This window comes from Escherichia sp. E4742, from assembly GCF_005843885.1.
Lineage (GTDB): Bacteria > Pseudomonadota > Gammaproteobacteria > Enterobacterales > Enterobacteriaceae > Escherichia.
Genome location: NZ_CP040443.1, coordinates 4,564,546 through 4,583,210, shown reverse-complemented (window position 1 = coordinate 4,583,210; position 18,665 = coordinate 4,564,546). Strand labels below are relative to the sequence as shown.

22 protein-coding genes are annotated in these 18,665 nt (G+C 50.0%); 5 read left to right on the top strand and 17 right to left on the bottom strand.

All coding sequences use genetic code 11. The features are described from left to right. Window positions 1-15: 15 nt before the first annotated feature. Together mcbR and curA are read right to left on the bottom strand one after the other, a co-directional pair. Window positions 16-681 carry a colanic acid/biofilm transcriptional regulator McbR gene (gene mcbR, locus FEM44_RS22345; protein WP_138159190.1) on the bottom strand — a complete coding sequence of 222 codons (666 nt, stop codon included), beginning with the start codon at window positions 679-681 and terminating at the stop codon, window positions 16-18. A gap of 198 nt (window positions 682-879) precedes the next feature. Next, on the bottom strand, window positions 880-1,917 hold the full coding sequence (gene curA / locus FEM44_RS22340) for an NADPH-dependent curcumin/dihydrocurcumin reductase (RefSeq protein ID WP_135522623.1): 1,038 nt from the start codon (window positions 1,915-1,917) through the stop codon (window positions 880-882). A gap of 180 nt (window positions 1,918-2,097) precedes the next feature. Here curA and FEM44_RS22335 point away from each other — a divergent pair, with 180 nt between their 5' ends. Continuing rightward, window positions 2,098-2,616, top strand: coding sequence for a GNAT family N-acetyltransferase (locus FEM44_RS22335; protein ID WP_130222672.1), 519 nt, complete (start codon window positions 2,098-2,100; stop codon window positions 2,614-2,616). After that, on the top strand, window positions 2,613-3,062 hold the full coding sequence (locus FEM44_RS22330; protein WP_001548534.1) for a DMT family transporter: 450 nt from the start codon (window positions 2,613-2,615) through the stop codon (window positions 3,060-3,062). The genes FEM44_RS22335 and FEM44_RS22330 overlap by 4 nt, the downstream gene beginning before the upstream one ends. Here the strand turns inward: FEM44_RS22330 and ydcY are convergent, their stop codons facing one another. Beyond that, window positions 3,063-3,296 (bottom strand): DUF2526 family protein YdcY, encoded by a 234-nt coding sequence (ydcY, locus tag FEM44_RS22325; protein WP_135522624.1) that lies wholly within the window; start codon window positions 3,294-3,296, stop codon window positions 3,063-3,065. It abuts the gene before it with no gap. A gap of 85 nt (window positions 3,297-3,381) precedes the next feature. Further along, window positions 3,382-3,555 (bottom strand): GhoT/OrtT family toxin, encoded by a 174-nt coding sequence (locus tag FEM44_RS22320; RefSeq protein ID WP_130219308.1) that lies wholly within the window; start codon window positions 3,553-3,555, stop codon window positions 3,382-3,384. Between the two features lie 194 nt (window positions 3,556-3,749). On the opposite strand from FEM44_RS22320, the gene yncL reads away from it, so the two are divergent. Next, complete coding sequence (gene yncL / locus FEM44_RS22315; RefSeq protein WP_074399477.1) at window positions 3,750-3,845, top strand: stress response membrane protein YncL; 96 nt, start codon at window positions 3,750-3,752, stop codon at window positions 3,843-3,845. A 98-nt stretch (window positions 3,846-3,943) separates the two neighbouring features. Here the strand turns inward: yncL and patD are convergent, their stop codons facing one another. The 8 genes from patD to hicA form a co-directional block, all read right to left on the bottom strand. Further along, a complete protein-coding gene (gene patD, locus FEM44_RS22310) occupies window positions 3,944-5,368 on the bottom strand; it encodes an aminobutyraldehyde dehydrogenase (RefSeq protein ID WP_135522625.1) in 1,425 nt (474 codons plus the stop codon). Window positions 5,369-5,389: 21 nt separating this feature from the next. Next, window positions 5,390-6,184, bottom strand: coding sequence for an ABC transporter permease (locus FEM44_RS22305; protein WP_130222678.1), 795 nt, complete (start codon window positions 6,182-6,184; stop codon window positions 5,390-5,392). Continuing rightward, window positions 6,174-7,115 (bottom strand): ABC transporter permease, encoded by a 942-nt coding sequence (locus FEM44_RS22300; RefSeq protein ID WP_135522626.1) that lies wholly within the window; start codon window positions 7,113-7,115, stop codon window positions 6,174-6,176. Before FEM44_RS22300 ends, FEM44_RS22305 begins: the two co-directional genes overlap by 11 nt. Beyond that, the gene (locus FEM44_RS22295) at window positions 7,116-8,129 is read right to left on the bottom strand and encodes an ABC transporter ATP-binding protein (protein WP_130222682.1); all 1,014 of its coding nucleotides are present in this window, start codon (window positions 8,127-8,129) and stop codon (window positions 7,116-7,118) included. A gap of 17 nt (window positions 8,130-8,146) precedes the next feature. After that, a complete protein-coding gene (gene ydcS / locus FEM44_RS22290) occupies window positions 8,147-9,292 on the bottom strand; it encodes a putative ABC transporter substrate-binding protein YdcS (protein WP_130222684.1) in 1,146 nt (381 codons plus the stop codon). Window positions 9,293-9,533: 241 nt separating this feature from the next. Continuing rightward, window positions 9,534-10,943: an aminotransferase-like domain-containing protein gene (locus FEM44_RS22285; RefSeq protein ID WP_135522762.1), complete on the bottom strand. Its 1,410-nt coding sequence runs from the start codon at window positions 10,941-10,943 to the stop codon at window positions 9,534-9,536. A 79-nt stretch (window positions 10,944-11,022) separates the two neighbouring features. Further along, a complete protein-coding gene (hicB, locus tag FEM44_RS22280) occupies window positions 11,023-11,439 on the bottom strand; it encodes a type II toxin-antitoxin system antitoxin HicB (RefSeq protein ID WP_135522856.1) in 417 nt (138 codons plus the stop codon). Between the two features lie 43 nt (window positions 11,440-11,482). Further along, the gene (hicA, locus tag FEM44_RS22275; RefSeq protein WP_135522763.1) at window positions 11,483-11,659 is read right to left on the bottom strand and encodes a type II toxin-antitoxin system mRNA interferase toxin HicA; all 177 of its coding nucleotides are present in this window, start codon (window positions 11,657-11,659) and stop codon (window positions 11,483-11,485) included. Window positions 11,660-11,880: 221 nt separating this feature from the next. Here hicA and FEM44_RS22270 point away from each other — a divergent pair, with 221 nt between their 5' ends. After that, complete coding sequence (locus tag FEM44_RS22270) at window positions 11,881-12,111, top strand: YncJ family protein (protein ID WP_130219296.1); 231 nt, start codon at window positions 11,881-11,883, stop codon at window positions 12,109-12,111. A 93-nt stretch (window positions 12,112-12,204) separates the two neighbouring features. Here FEM44_RS22270 and rlhA read toward each other — a convergent pair whose 3' ends face one another. Both rlhA and FEM44_RS22260 read right to left on the bottom strand, forming a co-directional pair. After that, window positions 12,205-14,166, bottom strand: coding sequence for a 23S rRNA 5-hydroxycytidine C2501 synthase (gene rlhA, locus FEM44_RS22265; protein ID WP_135522764.1), 1,962 nt, complete (start codon window positions 14,164-14,166; stop codon window positions 12,205-12,207). A gap of 72 nt (window positions 14,167-14,238) precedes the next feature. Then, window positions 14,239-14,775 carry a helix-turn-helix domain-containing protein gene (locus tag FEM44_RS22260; protein ID WP_130260852.1) on the bottom strand — a complete coding sequence of 179 codons (537 nt, stop codon included), beginning with the start codon at window positions 14,773-14,775 and terminating at the stop codon, window positions 14,239-14,241. 52 nt (window positions 14,776-14,827) lie between these two features. Between FEM44_RS22260 and ydcO the strand changes: the two genes are divergently transcribed. Beyond that, the gene (gene ydcO / locus FEM44_RS22255; protein ID WP_135522765.1) at window positions 14,828-16,039 is read left to right on the top strand and encodes a BenE family transporter YdcO; all 1,212 of its coding nucleotides are present in this window, start codon (window positions 14,828-14,830) and stop codon (window positions 16,037-16,039) included. A gap of 34 nt (window positions 16,040-16,073) precedes the next feature. On the opposite strand, the gene FEM44_RS22250 is transcribed toward ydcO, so the two are convergent. From FEM44_RS22250 to tehA, 3 genes are all read right to left on the bottom strand, one after another. After that, window positions 16,074-16,742, bottom strand: coding sequence for a DUF3313 domain-containing protein (locus FEM44_RS22250; protein ID WP_064527441.1), 669 nt, complete (start codon window positions 16,740-16,742; stop codon window positions 16,074-16,076). Between the two features lie 300 nt (window positions 16,743-17,042). Then, window positions 17,043-17,636: a tellurite resistance methyltransferase TehB gene (gene tehB, locus FEM44_RS22245; RefSeq protein WP_135522766.1), complete on the bottom strand. Its 594-nt coding sequence runs from the start codon at window positions 17,634-17,636 to the stop codon at window positions 17,043-17,045. After that, the gene (tehA, locus tag FEM44_RS22240) at window positions 17,633-18,625 is read right to left on the bottom strand and encodes a dicarboxylate transporter/tellurite-resistance protein TehA (RefSeq protein WP_130210219.1); all 993 of its coding nucleotides are present in this window, start codon (window positions 18,623-18,625) and stop codon (window positions 17,633-17,635) included. Before tehA ends, tehB begins: the two co-directional genes overlap by 4 nt. Window positions 18,626-18,665: the final 40 nt, after the last annotated feature.

Here is an 18,665-nt window from a genome sequence, read left to right as displayed (position 1 = left end):
CCGGGCATTTTTAATTTAACGGCTGTATTGCTGGCACAACATAGCAACGTTTTTTTGCATAATTTCAGCAAGACAATGTCTGCATCCCTCTTTGTCTTTTTCTTTTAACGCGGCGAATAGTACATGATAGCCTTCTATACGCCCACGTAATTCAGCTGGATTAATCGCTTCATAAAGATAATGTAAACCAGGTCCCATCCTGACCCATAATTGCTCAATCATTTCACACAGGATGGGCATATTTGAGCGATGATAAATCGCTAAGCGGAATAGTCTGTTTGCATTAATGAGTTGTTCAATATCGCCATTTTCTTGCGCCTGCTGTAATTTCTCGAGCAATTCCTGTAGTTCCGCTATGTCTTGCGAGGAAATGTTTTCAACAGCCTGGGAAACTGCCATTAATTCCAGTTCGTAGCGGATCCGATTGATTTCGTCTAATTGACTTTGCCTTACTTCCGGTACTGTAAATGCTTGTGCAGGTGCGACAGAGAGCGCATTAACCGAAACCAGGCGTAATAGTGCTTCACGCACGGGTGTAATACTCATGCCTAATTGCTCCGCCAGATTTTTAGTGATCAAGCGTGCGCCAGGTTTCAGTGCGCCAACACTAAGCTGATGTTTCAGGTCGTTCTCAACCTGCATAGTCAAACTGATATGCGGCATTTTTTCCGTTCCAGGCATGTTATTTCCTTCACGTGTATTCGTTCCAACTCTGCCGGTATAGCAGAAGTCGTTTACCTGGTGTATGAAGCTGAATAATCATTATCCACTCATCTTTATTGTTATTAGCCGTCGAACCGTGATGTGGTTAGTTAATTAAAGCTGGAAATAAGATTTTTGCCTGGATTTTTGTGGCGGCTTTACGCCGCCGTCGTATCTTTAGTCATCACCCGCGACGCGAATAACAACTTTACCGAAGTTTTTGCCGTTCAGCAGGCCAATAAACGTCTGTGGGGCGTTCTCCAAACCGTTGGTAACTTGTTCACGATAGTGAATTTTTCCCTCTTTTACCCACTGCCCCATCTCTTGCTGAAACTCATGGATGCGGTGACCATAATCTTGACTAATAATAAACCCTTGCAAGCGAATGCGTTTTTTCAGCACCGTTGCCATCAACAGGGGTAAGCGATCCGGACCGGACGGTAGTTCTGTGGCGTTATAGCCACTCACTAAGCCGCAGACGGGAATACGCGCGGATGTATTAAGTAAAGGTAGCACTGCATCAAACACCTTCCCGCCAACGTTTTCATAATAGATATCAATCCCTTCCGGACACGCTTTCGCCAACTGCCCGGCAAAATCATCCGCGTGGTGGTCAAGGCAAACATCGAACCCCAGCACCTCGGTAGCATGACGGCATTTTTCCGCGCCACCGGCCACCCCAACTACCCTGCAACCTTTAAGTTTTCCGATTTGCCCCACCGTCGCACCCACTGGTCCTGTCGCTGCAGCAACCACCAACGTTTCGCCCTCTTTGGGCTGACCGATATCCAGCAGGCCCATATAAGCGGTAAAGCCTGGCATCCCCAGCACACCCAGTGACCACGAAGGATTTTCCGGATGATCGCCAAGTTTCACCAGTTCATCGCCACTGGATATGTCATAGTCCTGCCATCCACTGTAGCCCAGCACCCAGTCGCCAGGCTGGTAATCAGGATGATTCGACTCCACGACACGGCTCACCGTACCGCCGACCATCACCCCGCCAATATCAACGGGCGGTGAATAAGATGGCTCATCACTCATACGTCCACGCATATACGGGTCCAGTGACAGATAAACTGTACGCAATAACACCTGTCCTTCACCCGGTGTGGCGACATCATCTTCTTCAAGACGGAAATTCTCCGGAACCGGCGCGCCATGCGGACGCGAGGCCAGAACCCAACGGCGGTTACGCTGCTTTTGTTGCCCCATAATGCTCTCCTGTGCTTTTGGCATGAATCCATCAATAGTAGCAGGCTCACGGGATTGGTTTTGTTTGCAGCCGTCACATCCCCTCTGCGACACGCGATAATTTCATCAAGGAATCCGTTGCTTCGGGCTGTTTTCGATAGTATTGATAACATCATCATCAATATTTAATCGAGGCCAGACATGTCCATCCGTTTTGCCTGCAAAGCCGATTGTGCTGCTATTGCGGAAATTTATAACCACGCCGTGTTGTATACGGCGGCTATCTGGAATGACCAAACAGTGGATGCAGATAACCGCATTGCCTGGTTTGAAGCGCGGACTTTAGCAGGTTATCCGGTGCTGGTGAGCGAGGAAAACGGCGTAGTGACGGGATATGCCTCGTTTGGCGACTGGCGTAGTTTCGATGGTTTTCGCCATACCGTGGAACATTCGGTTTATGTCCATCCAGATCATCAGGGCAAAGGTCTTGGGCGTAAATTGTTAAGCCGATTGATTGATGAAGCGCGGGATTGCGGGAAGCATGTAATGGTCGCCGGGATCGAATCGCAAAATCAGGCCTCGCTGCATCTCCACCAGTCGCTGGGATTTGTCGTCACCGCACAAATGCCGCAGGTAGGCACTAAATTTGGTCGTTGGCTGGATCTGACATTTATGCAGTTGCAACTCGACGAGCGCACTGAACCGGACGCGATTGGATGAATCAGTCGCTCACCCTTGCCTTTTTGATTGCCGCCGGAATTGGCCTGGTGGTGCAAAACACGCTGATGGTGCGCATCACCCAGACGTCCTCAACCATTCTCATCGCCATGCTGCTGAACTCACTGGTGGGGATTGTGCTATTCGTCTCCATTTTATGGTTTAAACAAGGGATGGCAGGGTTTGGCGAACTGGTTTCCAGCGTGCGTTGGTGGACACTGATTCCTGGCTTGCTGGGATCATTTTTTGTCTTTGCCAGTATCAGCGGATATCAAAACGTTGGCGCGGCAACGACCATTGCAGTATTGGTCGCCAGTCAGTTGATTGGAGGGCTGGTGCTGGATATTTTGCGTAGCCATGGCGTGCCATTACGGGCGTTGATCGGCCCAATTTGTGGCGCAATTTTACTTGTGGTTGGCGCCTGGTTGGTAGCCAGACGCTCGTTTTAATCACAGGATACTGCCGCCTTTGGTTAACTGTTCGTGGCGAGCTTCCATATCTTCTTTATGCTTACGCCCGTGATGAGCGATTGCTGTACGCAAACGCTGCTGCTGAGTGTAACGTTCTTCCCGACTTAACTCTGCGTCATCGCTCAGGGCGATTAATAATTCGTTCATATGGGCAATGACGCTCTCATCAATCGCTGCATCCACGCGTGCGATGACCTCTTCCAGATGCGACATACTTTCTCCTTAGCCACTTGTGAAAATTATCGATTCTCCCAAATGATATAAGTCTGCGTTGTGCCGTCAAGCTAGTGCTCAAGATTTAAAACAGCGAAAACAGCAGCGCCACTGGAAAACTCATCGGCCAGGTCACCGCCACCAGGAAGGCGCTCAGAAAACGAATGTGCTTCTTCTCGTGAGAAAGAAACCAGGTAATAACAAACGCGATAGCTGCCATAACAGCATAAAAAACAAGCAGGTATTGATAAAGAGACATGTACGGGCGTCCAGCCAGAGGAATAAAACGCGCGCAAATATGCGTTATTTTTTGATGTACATCAAGTTTTACACCCCATTTGAGATATTTCCATAACCCGGGAGCTGCCCTTGTCCATCTTCAGAATGAGTATTATTGCGGATTTACTTAACCCGTACTATACACATAAGGGCTATGACAAAAGGTGGCAAAATATGAATGTTTCCAGTAGAACTGTAGTGCTTATAAATCTCTTTGCTGCTGTTGGATTGTTTGCTCTTATCTCTATGAGATTTGGTTGGTTTATTTGATGTAGCGATATTGCACGCAGTACACACTGTCAGAGAGATATCAACTCTCTGACAGTGCGTTAGATCTTCTCACACTCTCACTGGCTACAATATTATCCTTAATGTTTAACCATTACGTGGCGGACAACGGTGTAATCCTCCAGCCCATAAAGTGACATATCCTTGCCGTAACCTGAAAGTTTCTGACCACCGTGCGGCATTTCACTTACCAGCATGAAATGTGTATTGACCCACGTGCAGCCATATTGCAGACGTGCACTAACGCGATGCGCCCGACCTACATCTTTCGTCCACACTGAAGAGGCTAAACCATACTGGCTGTCATTTGCCCAGTTCACTACCTGTTCTTCATTATCGAAGACAGTCACGCTCACCACTGGACCAAATACCTCTCTTTGAACGATAGCATCTTCTTGCAACGCGCCTGCCAACAGCGTCGGCGCATAGTAATAACCGTTACCTTTTCGTTTCTCCCCGCCGGTGATCACTTTAATGTGTCCCGTCGCTTTCGCCTCTTCCACTGCTTTGCTGACGCGGTCGAGATGAGCCTGGGAACTCAACGGCCCCAGTTCTGTTGATTCGTCATCCGGCGCGCCCGATTTCAAGGTTGCGACTGCGGCGCCGAGTTTTTCCACCAGCGCATCGTAAATGCCTTTTTGCGCGTAGATTCGACAAGCTGCGGTGCAATCCTGTCCAGCGTTGTAATAACCAAACGTGCGTACACCTTCGACCACAGCTTCAATATCAGCATCATCAAAAACAATGACAGGCGCTTTGCCGCCTAACTCCATGTGAGTGCGCTTAATGGATGGCGCGGTATGGCTGATGATGTGCTCACCGGTGGCGATAGACCCCGTCAGCGAAACCATGCGCACTTTTTGATGCCCGGTCAGCGGATCGCCCACGGTCTGGCCCCGGCCAAACAGTACGTTGATCACGCCCGGCGGGAAGATATCTTTCGCCAGCTCTGCAAGTTTTAGTGCGGTCAGCGGCGTGATTTCTGATGGTTTAAGTACCACGCAGTTCCCCGCCGCCAGTGCCGGAGCCAGTTTCCATGCTGCCATCATCAATGGGTAGTTCCAGGGTGCAATAGAAGCCACAACTCCCAGCGGATCGCGGCGGATCATAGAAGTATGTCCCTCGAGATATTCTCCTGCTGCCAGACCATTCAGGCAGCGAGCAGCTCCGGCGAAAAAGCGAAAAACATCGACAATCGCTGGAATTTCATCATTGAACGCACTATGCAGCGGTTTGCCACAGTTACGGGACTCCAGTTCGGCAAAAACCTGACTATTTTCTTCAATAACATCAGCCAGTTTAAGCAGGCATTCTGCGCGCACCTTCGGCGTGGTTTGCCCCCATTCGGCAAATGCTGCATCTGCCGCGCGCACAGCAGCATCCACCTGTTCTGCCGATGCCTCGGCAATCTCCAGTAAAACGTCCCCCGTTGCCGGATTATAGACAGGCTGTTTTTCCCCTTCGCCGCTAACCAGTTCTCCGTTAATCAGTAACTTATGTTGCATAGCATATTCCTGTATCAGTGGTTATTGACCATTGTCGCCTTCGCGGGTTAGCCACCAGGCCCCCAAGATCGGCAAGGTTGTTACCAACATAACCAGCAGTGCCACCACGTTGGTTACCGGTACATCACGTGGTCGCCCAAGCTGATTGAGCAACCACAACGGTAACGTCCGTTCATGACCTGCCGTAAAGGTCGTAACGATGATTTCATCGAACGACAAGGCAAACGCCAGCATCCCTCCTGCCAGTAGCGCCGAACTGAGATTCGGTAACACCACATAACGAAAGGTTTGCCAGCCGTTAGCCCCAAGATCCATTGACGCCTCCACCAGACTCCAGGAGGTACGGCGAAAACGGGCGATGACATTGTTAAACACCACCACTACGCAAAAAGTCGCATGACCGACCACTATGGTGAAAAAGCCCGGCTCCAGATTGATGGTTTTAAACGCGGTTAATAGCGCCAGACCAGTGACAATGCCCGGCAGCGCAATGGGCAGCAGCAGTAACAGAGAAATGGCGTTTTTGCCGAAAAAGTCTCGTCGCCACAGCGCGGCAGCCGCCAGCGTCCCTAACACCAGCGCAATTAATGTCGCCAGCGCCGCCACTTTAAGTGACAGTGTCACGGCATCAAGAATATCACTACGCTGTGCTGCCACGTTAAACCAGCGCAGCGTCAGGCCTTGCGGTGGAAAACTAAACGCCGCATCTTCAGTGTTAAACGCATAGGCGGCGATAATCAGGATGGGAAAATGTAGGAAAACCACGCCGCCCCAGGCTGCCAGTTTGAGGAAAAACGGTGCGCGTTCAGAGTGCATCGAACGCTCCCAGACGTTTCACAAACGCCAGATAAAGTGCGATAAGGACAATAGGAACCAGGGTGAAGGCTGCAGCCATCGGCATATTGCCTATTGCCCCCTGCTGGGAGTAGACCATATTGCCGATAAAATACCCCGGTGGGCCAACCAGTTGTGGGACAATAAAATCGCCCAGCGTTAGCGAGAAGGTAAAAATAGACCCGGCTGCAATGCCTGGGATCGCCAGCGGTAACACCACATAACGGAAGGTTTGCCGTGGACGTGCGCCTAAATCCGCTGAGGCTTGCAAAAGTGACGAGGGCAAACGCTCCAGCGCCGCCTGCACCGGCAGGATCATGAACGGCAGCCAGATATAGAGAAACACCAAAAAGCGCCCCAGCCCGGAAGTTGACAGCGTATTACCACCCACTGCCGGTAGTGTGAGAAATGCCGTGAGTAGTGGCTCCAGCCCCAGATGTTGTAAAAACCACTGCGCCACACCGTCTTTAGCCAGCAATAAGGTCCAGGCATAGGCTTTAACAATGTAGCTTGCCCACATGGGCAACATCACCGCAATGTAAAAGAACGCTTTCATTTTGCCGCTGGTATAGCGCGCCATATACCACGCCATCGGAAAGGCCAGAATGGCACTGGCGATAGTGACTGCCACAGCCATTGTCAGTGTGCGGAGAATGATGTCGTAATTCGCCGGATTAAACAGCGCAAGGATATTCGCCAGCGTCAGTTCCGGCGTTACCGACATGGTGAAATCGTCAAAGGTATAAAAGCCCTGCCATAACAACGTCAGCAGCGAGCCGAAATAGACGATACCAAACCACATTAGCGGACCAAGCAGCAGCAAAAACAGCCCCAGCCCCGGATTACGCCAGAAGAAACCGGACACCTTACCCAGACCTGGACGTGAAGGTGATTGCAATACGTTCATCGCCATTCACCTCTCCTCAACCAGTGGCACCATCACATCACGCGCCCAGGAAACCATCACCTGTTGACCAGCCGTGAGCGTGTTGGGTAAGTCTTCGCCCGTTACATTTGCCTGGCTAACCAGCAGTTTTTCACCGCTGTTCAGTTTCAGTTCAAAACGTGTGGTTGCCCCCTGATATTGCACCGCCTGAATTGTGCCATTGGCCTGCACTTCACCTGGTGTATTCAGGCGAATATGTTCCGGCCGCAGGGCAAAACTGCCCATCATGCCGCAAAGATTCTCGGCCATTAGCGGATCAAAAACGTTGGATGTCCCGACGAATCCCGCAACAAACGGCGTGCGCGGGCGCATATAGAGATCGCGCGGGGAATCGACCTGTTCAATGCGTCCATTATTGAAAACCGCCACACGATCGGACATCGATAACGCTTCGCCCTGATCGTGGGTAACGAAAATAAAAGTGATACCGAGAGACTGTTGCAGCTTTTTCAGCTCAAGCTGCATTTGCTCGCGCAATTTGAGATCCAGCGCGCCGAGGGGTTCATCCAGCAACAACACGCGCGGTTCGTTCACCAGTGCTCTGGCGATGGCGACTCGCTGGCGCTGACCACCAGAAAGCTGTGACGGTTTACGTTGCTGTACAAACCCCAACGCCACTTTCTCCAGCGCCTCTTGCGCCATTGCGTACCGCTGCTTTTTATCCACGCCTTTAACCATTAGCCCGTAGGCCACATTCTCGAGAATCGACATATGGGGAAACAGCGCGTAGTCCTGGAAGACGGTATTCACGTCCCGCTCCCACGGTGGCAGATTACTGGCCGGTTTGCCGAAGATAGCAATCGCCCCGCCGGAAAGCTGTTCGAAGCCAGCAATCAGGCGCAAGCAGGTGGTTTTGCCGGAACCGGACGGTCCCAGCATAGAGAAGAACTCACCATCTTTTATCGCAATACTGACGCCATCTACCGCGCGCACGTCGCCGTACAACCGCGAGACGTTGTCAAACTCCACTGCGTACGTCATATAACACCCCAGCGAAGTTAGCGACCGCCCATAATGGCAATGTAATCCTGCGTCCAGCGACTGTAGGGAACAAACTTGCCCCCTTCGGCTATAGGCGTTTTCCAGAAGGCAATTTTATCGAAATAGTTAAAGCCGTTGGTTTCACAGCCTTTATCGCCCAGCAACGGACTGGCTTTGCAGCCTTCCGGTACTACCGGCAGCGAACCAAACCAGGCCGCTACATCGCCCTGCACCTTCGGCGTTAATGACCAATTCATCCATTTGTAGGCACAAACCGGATGTTTCGCTTCGCTATGTAACATGGTGGTGTCAGCCCAACCGGTAACGCCCTCTTTCGGGAAGACGGTGGCGATCGGTTGGCCTTCGCCTTTCAACGCGTTGGCCTGATACGGCCAGGCGCTGGAGGCCACCACGCCCTCGTTCTTAAAATCGCTCATTTGCACGCTGGTGTCATGCCAGTAGCGATGGATCAAGCCATGTTGATCGCGCAGCACTTTCAGTACCGCCTGATATTGTTGTTCGGTGAGTTGGTATGGATCGGAGATACCCAACTGCGGCTGAGTCGCTTTGACGAACAGCGCAGCATCCGCAATGTAGATAGGGCCGTCATAAGCCTGTACGCGACCTTTATTACTCTGACCGTCCGGTAGATTCTGCTCAACAAAAACCACTTGCCAGCTATCTGGTGGTGTCGGGAAGGTTTTGGTGTTGTACATCAACAGGTTCGGCCCCCATTGATATGGCGTGCCATAGACTTTGCCGCCCACGTTAAACCAGTCGCCTTTAACCACGCGCGGATCGAGCGTTTTCCAGTTGGGAATCAATGCAGTATTAATCGGCTGTACGCGTTTACCCATAATCAAACGCAGCGAGGCATCGCCGGACGCCGTGACCAGATCGTAACCTCCTTTGGTCATCAGGCTGACCATTTCATCGGAAGTCGCCGCAGTTTTCACATTGACCGCGCAACCTGTTTCTTTTTCAAATTGCGTCACCCAGTCGTATTGTTTATCGGTTTGTCCGCGTTCGATGTATCCCGGCCAGGCGATAATATCCAGTCTTCCTTCCGGTTTATCTAAATTGGTAGGCTGTTCGGCGGCGTGGGCGGTCATTAATGTCATGGTAAGCGCACACAGGCTGCTGCGGGCAAATGTCTTGCTCATAAAGTCTTACTCCTGTCGTAATTAATTGTTCAGCCGCCGTGCCGTAAAAATATCTCCTTGTTTAACCATAGACGGCGGCTTGCAGGCGCACCCTCGCCCCCGAGAAAATTTAATCAGGATGTGAGCTAACGCGCATTATGCCGTTTGTGAGGCTATCTTCTGGAGTATAGACAATGGGTTAGGAAATATAGCTTCTATTCGAAATTCATATTACCCAACCTGAGAGAAATTAAATGAGGAGCTATTTCAGGTATTCTTTAATAAGGTGACCTAATTGTTTAACCGCCTGTTCTTCGCGCTCGCCCCACTGCCATGCAGTATTAAAACGGAAAAAACGTGACCAACTTTCGCCAGTAGAAAACATTTTACCCGGCGCAATACTGATGTGATGCGCCAATGCCTGAACACTTAATTCGCCCGCATCTAACGGTTCGGGAAGCTCCAGCCAGAGAAAATAACCGCTGTCATTATGATGAATTTTCACTTCCGCAGGCAGATAACGCAGCAGCGCCTGCCAGGCACGTTGTTTACGTTCCGCAAGCTGGCGACGTAGACGACGAAGATGGGCATCGTAACGACGAGTAGAAAGGTAATCCACCAGTGCAAGCTGCATTGGTGAACTTGTGGAAAGCGTGCTCATCAACTGCAATCGCTGGATTTTGCGAGCATGTTTTCCTGCAGCGACCCAACCAATGCGAAAACCTGGCACCAGACATTTAGAAAATGATGAGCAAAGCAGTACACCATCGTGACGATCCCACGCTTTCGCGGGTAGCGGTTTTTCCCGTCCGAAGTAAAGTTCGCTGTAGACGTCATCTTCAATCAGCATCACGTTGTACTGACTAAGGAGTTCTACCAGCCGCGCTTTTTTCTGTGGCGTTAAAGTAAAACCGAGCGGATTCTGGCTATTGGTCATTAACCAGCAAGCTTTCACCGGATACTCCTGCAACGCCAGTTCCAACGCCTGAAGATCTATCCCTTCTTTAACGTCCGTCGCCACCGATAACGCCTTCAGCCGTAGCCGCTCCAGCGCCTGCAACGCGCCATAGAAACAAGGATTCTCTACTATCACCCAATCGCCCGGTTCAGTGACCGCTTGCAAACTGAGGTTTAATGCCTCTAACGCCCCGGCGGTGATTACGATTTCATCGGGTGAAATGGTAATGCCCTGTAAGGCATAGCGACGAGCAATAGCCTGACGCAGTTCTGCATTCCCTGGCGGCAAGTTTTCAATCACGCTCATCGCCGTGGCGGTTTTACTCACCTGCGCCAGTGAGCGGTTCAGTTGCTGTAGCGGAAACAGGTGCGGATCAGGAAAGGCTGAAGCAAACGGTACTACCGACGGATCGCGACTGGCCTGCAACATGTCAAAAATATAGGTGTTAATATCGACCGTTTCATCACGCGTTACCGGAATAGCAGGTGCCTGCGGTGATTTCACCGTGCGCAGCGCAACGTAATAACCTGACTGCGGCCGCGCAATAACATACCCCTGACTTTCGAGCAACTGATAAGCATGACCGACAGTCATAAAGCTCATGCCAGAAAGCGCAACCTGTTCACGTAGAGAAGGCAGGCGATCGCCGGGTTGCCAGATGCCTGACGCAATTTGCTCACGTAATAGTTCTGCGAGCTGCTGGTATTTTTTCATTAATTGGATCGTTATTATGTGCAGGTGATCCGGCAGTCTATATCAGTTGTTAAAAATGACAACTTTACGTTAACTGTAATTAAACCATTACCAGCGATAACTCTTTGCCCAGGGCTTTAGCCGCAAGCTGGACGGCGTCGATTTTTGTCGCATGATGCAAATCAAACAAGCGAGTGACCTCCTGCCTGGGTTTACCAATCCGCCTCGCCAGCTCTTGCTGGGTGATATCTGACTGCAAAAAAGCATTTAACAGCAATACCTTAGAAGCGACACTTAAAGGCACTTCAATAAAGTGATCGTTGTTATTTAATGGCGAAGGCAACGGGATTAGCTCGTTATCTTCAAAATAAAAATCAAATGCGGTGAGTAAGGCATCTTTTGCTGCTTCCATCGCTTCAACAACAGTTTCTCCCTGCGTTAACGCTTCAGGGATATCTACAAAAGAAACCACATAACCGCCTTCCGGCGCAGGTGTAAGAGTGACGGGATAACGCATAATTTTGACTGTCTCTCGCATGTCATTAACCTTCTGATGGCGATTAAATTAAACCGAGTTGTTTCAGGATTGCTTTACGCAATGGTTCTTTTATCTCGTCACTGGGGTGACGCGGCATGACACTACGTCGCCCCTGAAACCTGAGTTTCAAATGGTTGCTGCCATTCGCCACATCGACGCCCTGAGATTCGAGCCAACGTCTGAACTCGCTTTGTTTCACATCGCCTCCCTGCCGCTGAGTATATCAACAAAGTAAACATTAATGTTTACATCCTTTTTTAATTTGCTCGAAAATAGCACTAATTCGCCGCAACGGTGGAAAGCAGTGCCAAATCAGGAAGGCAGGTTCCAGAAATTCTTTGCGCTAATTTGCAAAACAGAATAATAACCCAAAGAAACTATCGGCATCATAGCGGCAAAGTGTAATGAACGGGTGGCGGGATGTTTACGAAAGCGTTATCGGTTGTCTTATTAACGTGTGCGCTGTTCTCAGGACAGCTCATGGCGGGACACAAAGGACATGAATTTTTGTGGGTGAAGAATGTGGATCATCAACTACGTCATGAGGCAGACAGCGATGAATTGCGTGCTGTAGCGGAAGAGTCGGCGGAAGGTTTGCGCGAGCATTATTACTGGCAAAAATCACGCAAACCAGAAACGGGACAACGTTGAGTCGTTTGTTGCCGGATGCGGCATGAACGCCTTATCCGGCTGACAATATCATGCAGATTCAATGAGTTGTGAATATCACTGAAAGCTTGCGTTTTATCCTTTCCGCTTCGGCAATGTTTTCAGCAGATCATCCGGGCTTACAGATGCGACAACGCTTCCCGGTAACGGCATTTTCAGAATATGATTTTTGATTTTACCGATGACGTGCATCTCACACGGGCGGCAATCAAACTTCAGCGTTAGTACTTCATCACCGTTAACCAGTTGCATCGGCGTTGCCTTCCAGCTTTTAATATTACCTTTCGCCTGTTTCGGACACAGATTGAAAGCAAAGCGCAGGCAGTGTTTGGTGATCATCACCGGGACTTCGCCCTTCTCTTCATGCGCTTCATACGCCGCATCAATCAGTTGTACGCCATAGCGATGATAGAACTCGCGTGCTTTATGGTTGTAGACATTAGCAAGGAAGCTCAAATGCGTTTGCGGATAAACCGGCGCAGGTTCAGCAACCGGTTTACGACTGCCGCGCTGGTAGCTGGCAAGACGTGCAGCATCCAGCATTTCGACGGCTTCACGGCGGAACTGATTTAACAGACTGTTTGGCACAAACAGCGCCCCCGGCAAATTAATTTGCACATCGCGGGCGTAATAGATGGTTTGCCCCAGTTTTGCCAGGCCATCTTTCAGGTTATTCAGCGCTTTTTCGGCGTTATTCGCTTCATCGAACTGCCCATCCAGAGTATGAGTGATGCTAACGCCCTCTTCGCTGGTTAACGTCAGAATGAGTTGTTCTTGCCAGCCACCCAGTTCAATGTCTACCGCTACCCGACGCTCGCTGGAGGTTTTGGTCAGTGCCTGTTGCCAGTTATGGTCAAGGTTACGGTTAAGCGGATGATGTGGGCGAATTTTATGCAAATCTGCTGGCATTTCATTTGGCCAGACGCGGTAGTGATTTTCTCCGGTTTTCGCTACCGTATTGGCGCGAAAGCCAACCACTTCACGTTTAATCATTACGTTCAGGCCATCGCCATTTGCCAGTGGCTCGGTGACGGCAACATCGAGATGATCTTTCGCCACTTTCAATACTTCACCCACCGGCAGGCCGATAAATTTCGGCGAATCAAACGCGCCAATGTCACCTTTACGCGCGTTAACAAAGTAGTCTGTGCTACCACGATGGAAGGTTTTTTCTGTCGAAGGCACAAAGAAATGTTCAGTACGACCTGATGAAGCACGAGCCAGATCGCCGCGCTCTTCAATAATGGCATCCAGCATCTGGCGATAATGGGCGGTGATATTCTTCACGTAGCTCATATCTTTGTAACGCCCTTCAATCTTGAAAGAACGCACGCCCGCATCGATCAACGCGCCCAGGTTGGCAGTCTGATCGTTATCTTTCATCGACAGCAGATGTTTTTCATAGGAAACCACCCGCCCCTGATCGTCTTTCAACGTGTATGGCAAACGGCACGCCTGGGAGCAATCACCACGGTTGGCGCTACGTCCCGTTTGTGAATGAGAAATGTAGCACTGACCTGAATATGCCACACACAATGCGCCATGAATAAAGAACTCAATAGTCGCGTCCGTGGCCTGATGAATCGCACGAATCTGCTCCAGGTTAAGTTCACGCGCCAGCACAATCTGGGTAAAGCCAACGTCAGAGAGGAACTTCGCTTTCTCTACAGTACGAATATCACACTGCGTACTTGCGTGCAGTTCAATCGGCGGAATATCAAGTTCCAGAATCCCCATGTCCTGAACAATCAGCGCATCTACGCCTGTCTGGTAAAGATCGGTAATCAGTCGTTGCGCCGGTTCCAGTTCGTCGTCATGCAAAATGGTGTTAAGCGTGACGAAAATTTTTGCGCCATAACGGTGGGCAAATGGCACCAGTTCGGCGATATCTTTCAGACTATTACTGGCATTATGACGGGCACCAAAACCAGGGCCGCCGATATAAACAGCATCGGCACCGTGCAAAATAGCTTCGCGGGCAATGGCGGCATCGCGTGCCGGGCTTAACAGTTCAAGACGATGAGAAGATACGGTCACTTTCTTATCCAGTAGCTGAAAAAAGGCGGTTATTTTAGCCACAAGCGCGACGTTGCGAAATAGTTTTCCTGTTCAACTACGCGGGTAATGGATAATGGAATGAAAATGCACGGTTTGCTCGCCACGGTTGCAATAGGCATGGGCAACATCTGCGGCAAAGCGTTCACCTTCGCCACTTTTAAGGCTTCGCCACTCACCACCAACGCACAGGTCAAGCTGCCCATCAATGACGACAACATGCTCGATAACGCCCTTTTCGTGCGGCGTCGATTCGCTTATTGCACCGGGGGCCATCAGGATCGAGAAATGTTCAAAGCAGAGTTGCGGATCATAAGGAAATAAAGAAGTGATCACCATTGCCTGCTGTTGTGGATCATAAACGGATGGCGTAGCGGTCTGCGGCGGCGAAATAAACGTCGAAAACGGTACGTTCATTCCGGTAGCTATTTTCCATAATGTTGCGACCGTCGGGCTGGATTCATTACGTTCAATCTGCCCTAACATCGCTTTTGAAACGCCCGTCGCTTCTGCCAGTCGCGAAAGACTCCAGCCTCGCTGCTGACGAAGATGTTTAAGCGTAGTGGATAAAAAGCGAGCGAGATTTTCCATGCGACTCCTCCTGCAAAACGGAAGTTTATCACTTGTGCGTTATAACGGACAAATGCTACGGTGCCTGTACGCTATAACGCACGAGGTAACTATGCGTCTGTTTTCCATTCCTCCTCCCACACTGCTTGCAGGGTTTCTTGCGGTCCTGATTGGCTATGCCAGCTCTGCGGCAATAATCTGGCAAGCGGCGATCGTCGCTGGAGCCACCACAGAGCAAATTTCCGGATGGATGACGGCGCTGGGACTGGCGATGGGCGTCAGTACTCTTGCCCTGACATTATGGTATCGCGTGCCTGTTCTTACTGCATGGTCAACACCCGGTGCTGCGTTGCTGGTCACCGGGTTACAGGGACTAACGCTAAACCAGGCCATCGGCGTTTTTATTGTCACGAATGCGCTAATTGTTCTCTGTGGTGTGACAGGATTATTCGCCCGTCTGATGCGTATTATTCCTCACTCGCTGGCAGCGGCAATGCTGGCCGGAATTTTGTTACGCTTTGGTTTACAGGCGTTTGCCAGCCTGGATGGTCAGTTTATGTTATGCGGTAGTATGTTGCTGGCGTGGCTGGCGACAAAGGCTTTTGCGCCGCGTTATGCGGTAATTACGGCGATGATTGTTGGGATCGTGGTCGTTATCGCACAAGGTGACGTTGTCATAAAAGATATCGTTTTCAAACCAGTTCTCCCCGCTTATCTCGTCCCTGAATTTTCGTTTGCTCACAGTTTGAGCGTTGCACTCCCCCTTTTTCTGGTGACGATGGCATCGCAAAACGCACCGGGTATCGCTGCAATGAAAGCAGCTGGGTATTCGGCTCCTGTTTCGCCATTGATTGTATTTACTGGATTACTGGCGCTTCTGTTTTCTCCTTTCGGCGTCTATTCCGTAGGTATTGCGGCTATCACTGCGGCTATTTGCCAGAGCCCGGAGGCGCACCCGGACAAAGATCAGCGTTGGCTGGCTGCCGCTGCGGCTGGCGCCTTTTATTTACTGGCGGGTCTGTTTGGCAGTGCCATTACCGGGATGATGGCTGCCCTGCCTGTAAGTTGGATCCAGATGCTGGCTGGTCTGGCGCTGTTAAGTACCATCGGAGGCAGTTTGTATCAGGCTTTGCATAATGAGCGTGAGCGCGATGCTGCTGTGGTAGCTTTTCTGGTAACGGCAAGTGGGCTGACGCTGGTAGGTATTGGCTCGGCGTTTTGGGGATTAATTGCCGGTGGCGTCTGTTACGTGGTGTTGAATTTAATTGCTGACAGAAACCGTTAATAAGATGCGCCACCTTGCGATGGCGCGACTGTCATTACTTTTTGTTAACGTCAAACATGGTCGCGTCGGTCGCCATGTCATCAATAACTTGCTTAATATTTTCGAAAGCCATTGGTGTGCTTTCGTTGTTCAGGTCCTTACCTTCGCCCTGACGAACCACTTTGATAACCGGTTTGTTGGTAGCCGCATCAATCAGCTCACCTTCAAAGTACAGGCGGGTATCCATGGTACGGTGACCCGTCGCCATTTGCGTCCCCGCTACCACTAATGCGACAGGAACAACTTCATAGAACTGTAACCCTTCTTTGCTGGTATCTACACCAGTAATAGCACCACGGAAAATCAGACTACGAGGCCCAGCGGTAGTAACCAGGGGTTTACGCTGTGAGATGGCTTCTTTCATTTCAGTATTGGTATAGCTCAAAATTCTATCCAGAACTTTTTGCCCTACCTGGGTAGAAGGTTTAGGCACCGGATAATAGGTGATTGGGTTCCAGACGATGCTGTCATATTTACTTTGATCAAAATTTGGATCAACCCAGCGTAATACCGGTTTGCCCGTTGCTGAAGTTGTTTCTTGAAGGTTGGAGTAATTATTTAAAAAACCAGAATATTTATCTGGCTGGGTGATTTTAGAGGCACAACCTGACAGAGCCAACAAGCCGCATAAAGCCGCAACTTTCGCAATTGATGTGGTACGCATGAATAGTTTCCTGAGATGATTATATTACTTTTTAAGTTATAGCAAAAAGTACCGCTTCGTGTTGTGGCAAAAAAAGTGTTGGTGAAAATTAATTTTCCAGCCCCTTTTCTGACAATATAGTCAATGACGAAAAGGGGGCAGAGTCAATCGTCAGTTGTTAAATTTCAGGCAGTTAAGCCGATAAAAAACTTCAACCACTGTGATTTATTTCACATCACATCGATAAAAAATATGCTTACCGAAAAAAAACAGCAGTTACACATCTCAACGTGGGCATTTTCATGCACCTTGCCCTTTAGCTTATTTTTTACGTGCCAGCATCGTGGCGAAACGTAGTTTAATACGATTGCCGTTAGCGTCGGTGCGGTGAAGTTCACCCACGTCTTCATTGTATTTCAGCATCTCCCAGCCTTCGTAATATTGACGTAACTCCCCTTCTTTAAAGGCAAAGGGGAATCCGACGGTACATGGAAAATCAGCTGTGTCCATTGCTGCCACAATCAAGTTATAACCACCGGGTTTGGTGCAACGCTGCATATTGGCAATCAGCCCAGGAATGGTTTTCGCCTCCAGGAACATCAGCACCACGGTAGAAAGAATAAAATCGTATTGTCCATCAAACGTCAGGCTATTTAGATCAACAACCTGGGTGCGCAAATTTTCCAGTTTTTCAATGGATTTGATGCGTTCGACGTTGGCAATGCTCATGGCATTTTTATCCCATGCGTCGACATCATAACCATTGGCTGCCAGGTAAAGGCTGTTACGGCCATTACCACAGCCCAGATCCAGCGTTTTACCCGGCTTAACCACTTTCACCGCATCCAGAACTTCAGAGTGTGTGCGGGTTAATTCATATTTATCAGTGAAGTAGTTTTCATCACGAATGATCATTCTTTGTCCTCAGCTTTCATTAAAACGGCGCGCTCGGTTCTGATTAACAATTTTCCCTGCATCAGAAGCGCGAAAGTACGGATGAGCAGTAATGCGATAATAAAATTGGTAAAAATAAATAGCGGCACAGCCAGGGTATGGAAAAAGCCATTGTCGTTACCGCTTCCTAAATGCAAACCGGTGGTTGCCAGTGCAGATACGCCGAACGAGAAACTCCAGAATGAGGCATTAAACGGCTGGGAGAGATACCACGGCATCAGGCGTAACATAAAAAGAAGTTGCAGCAGACCGTAACCGAAAAGCATTTTCGCCAGCGTATCGCCCTCGCCACCGTTGACGCTCAACCAGGCACTACATGCCACCAGCGCCGGTGCAAGCTGAATACCCAACGATGTACGCAGTGCCGTGGGCAATTCTCCCGAGCTGCGCAGACGCTGAAGGATCACCGGCTCAAGACTTAACCAGGAGAAAACACCAGCCCCTAAAAATACCAGACCGGCATCGGTGTAGCCCAATGCTCCACAGGCCATTGCACTGATGAAGTTGTTGGCAACAGTAGGTAAATAAAGTCCGGGTGTCGTAGCTTCCTCAGGATGGGAACCGCGCCATAAACCGGCTGTTTGCCAGGCAGCATAAGCCAGTTGTATCACCACACCAATACTGAACAGGCCCACCGCCAGCGGACGAAACCAGGGGACAAAACCAATTGCCACCAGCATCGTTGTTGCCGGAAACAAACTCACAAAACTGCTCATCACTGGATGACGCACTTCCGCCAGCACGCTATGCGGAAAGCGTATGAGTCGGGTAATAAATGCGCTAGTCAGTAATCCCCAAATGATCATCGCCAGAATCACCAGCCCATCGCCCAACCAGTGACTGACCTGCCAAACCTGGCTGGCATAGCGCCAGGCAAATCCCATCCCTATCGTCCCCAACACAATGCCAAAGTAACCTGCCGGTAAATTGAGCACTTTATCGCTCTGCATCTTCTTACTCATTTTGTTGAATTTATAAAGTATATTTGAA

What these genes read in the sequence shown, in the direction of transcription:
- FEM44_RS22270 (WP_130219296.1), top strand. Translation starts at nt 11,881, where the DNA reads ATGTTTACGAAAGCGTTATCGGTTGTCTTATTAACGTGTGCGCTGTTC.
- ydcY (WP_135522624.1), bottom strand. Translation starts at nt 3,296, where the DNA reads ATGTCGCATCTGGAAGAGGTCATCGCACGCGTGGATGCAGCGATTGAT.
- FEM44_RS22295 (WP_130222682.1), bottom strand. Translation starts at nt 8,129, where the DNA reads ATGACGTACGCAGTGGAGTTTGACAACGTCTCGCGGTTGTACGGCGAC.
- FEM44_RS22330 (WP_001548534.1), top strand. Translation starts at nt 2,613, where the DNA reads ATGAATCAGTCGCTCACCCTTGCCTTTTTGATTGCCGCCGGAATTGGC.
- FEM44_RS22285 (WP_135522762.1), bottom strand. Translation starts at nt 10,943, where the DNA reads ATGAAAAAATACCAGCAGCTCGCAGAACTATTACGTGAGCAAATTGCG.
- tehA (WP_130210219.1), bottom strand. Translation starts at nt 18,625, where the DNA reads ATGCAGAGCGATAAAGTGCTCAATTTACCGGCAGGTTACTTTGGCATT.
- ydcS (WP_130222684.1), bottom strand. Translation starts at nt 9,292, where the DNA reads ATGAGCAAGACATTTGCCCGCAGCAGCCTGTGTGCGCTTACCATGACA.
- FEM44_RS22260 (WP_130260852.1), bottom strand. Translation starts at nt 14,775, where the DNA reads ATGGAAAATCTCGCTCGCTTTTTATCCACTACGCTTAAACATCTTCGT.
- FEM44_RS22320 (WP_130219308.1), bottom strand. Translation starts at nt 3,555, where the DNA reads ATGTCTCTTTATCAATACCTGCTTGTTTTTTATGCTGTTATGGCAGCT.
- tehB (WP_135522766.1), bottom strand. Translation starts at nt 17,636, where the DNA reads ATGATCATTCGTGATGAAAACTACTTCACTGATAAATATGAATTAACC.
- patD (WP_135522625.1), bottom strand. Translation starts at nt 5,368, where the DNA reads ATGCAACATAAGTTACTGATTAACGGAGAACTGGTTAGCGGCGAAGGG.
- ydcO (WP_135522765.1), top strand. Translation starts at nt 14,828, where the DNA reads ATGCTACGGTGCCTGTACGCTATAACGCACGAGGTAACTATGCGTCTG.
- FEM44_RS22335 (WP_130222672.1), top strand. Translation starts at nt 2,098, where the DNA reads ATGTCCATCCGTTTTGCCTGCAAAGCCGATTGTGCTGCTATTGCGGAA.
- curA (WP_135522623.1), bottom strand. Translation starts at nt 1,917, where the DNA reads ATGGGGCAACAAAAGCAGCGTAACCGCCGTTGGGTTCTGGCCTCGCGT.
- FEM44_RS22305 (WP_130222678.1), bottom strand. Translation starts at nt 6,184, where the DNA reads ATGCACTCTGAACGCGCACCGTTTTTCCTCAAACTGGCAGCCTGGGGC.
- mcbR (WP_138159190.1), bottom strand. Translation starts at nt 681, where the DNA reads ATGCCTGGAACGGAAAAAATGCCGCATATCAGTTTGACTATGCAGGTT.
- yncL (WP_074399477.1), top strand. Translation starts at nt 3,750, where the DNA reads ATGAATGTTTCCAGTAGAACTGTAGTGCTTATAAATCTCTTTGCTGCT.
- FEM44_RS22300 (WP_135522626.1), bottom strand. Translation starts at nt 7,115, where the DNA reads ATGGCGATGAACGTATTGCAATCACCTTCACGTCCAGGTCTGGGTAAG.
- hicB (WP_135522856.1), bottom strand. Translation starts at nt 11,439, where the DNA reads ATGCGTTATCCCGTCACTCTTACACCTGCGCCGGAAGGCGGTTATGTG.
- FEM44_RS22250 (WP_064527441.1), bottom strand. Translation starts at nt 16,742, where the DNA reads ATGCGTACCACATCAATTGCGAAAGTTGCGGCTTTATGCGGCTTGTTG.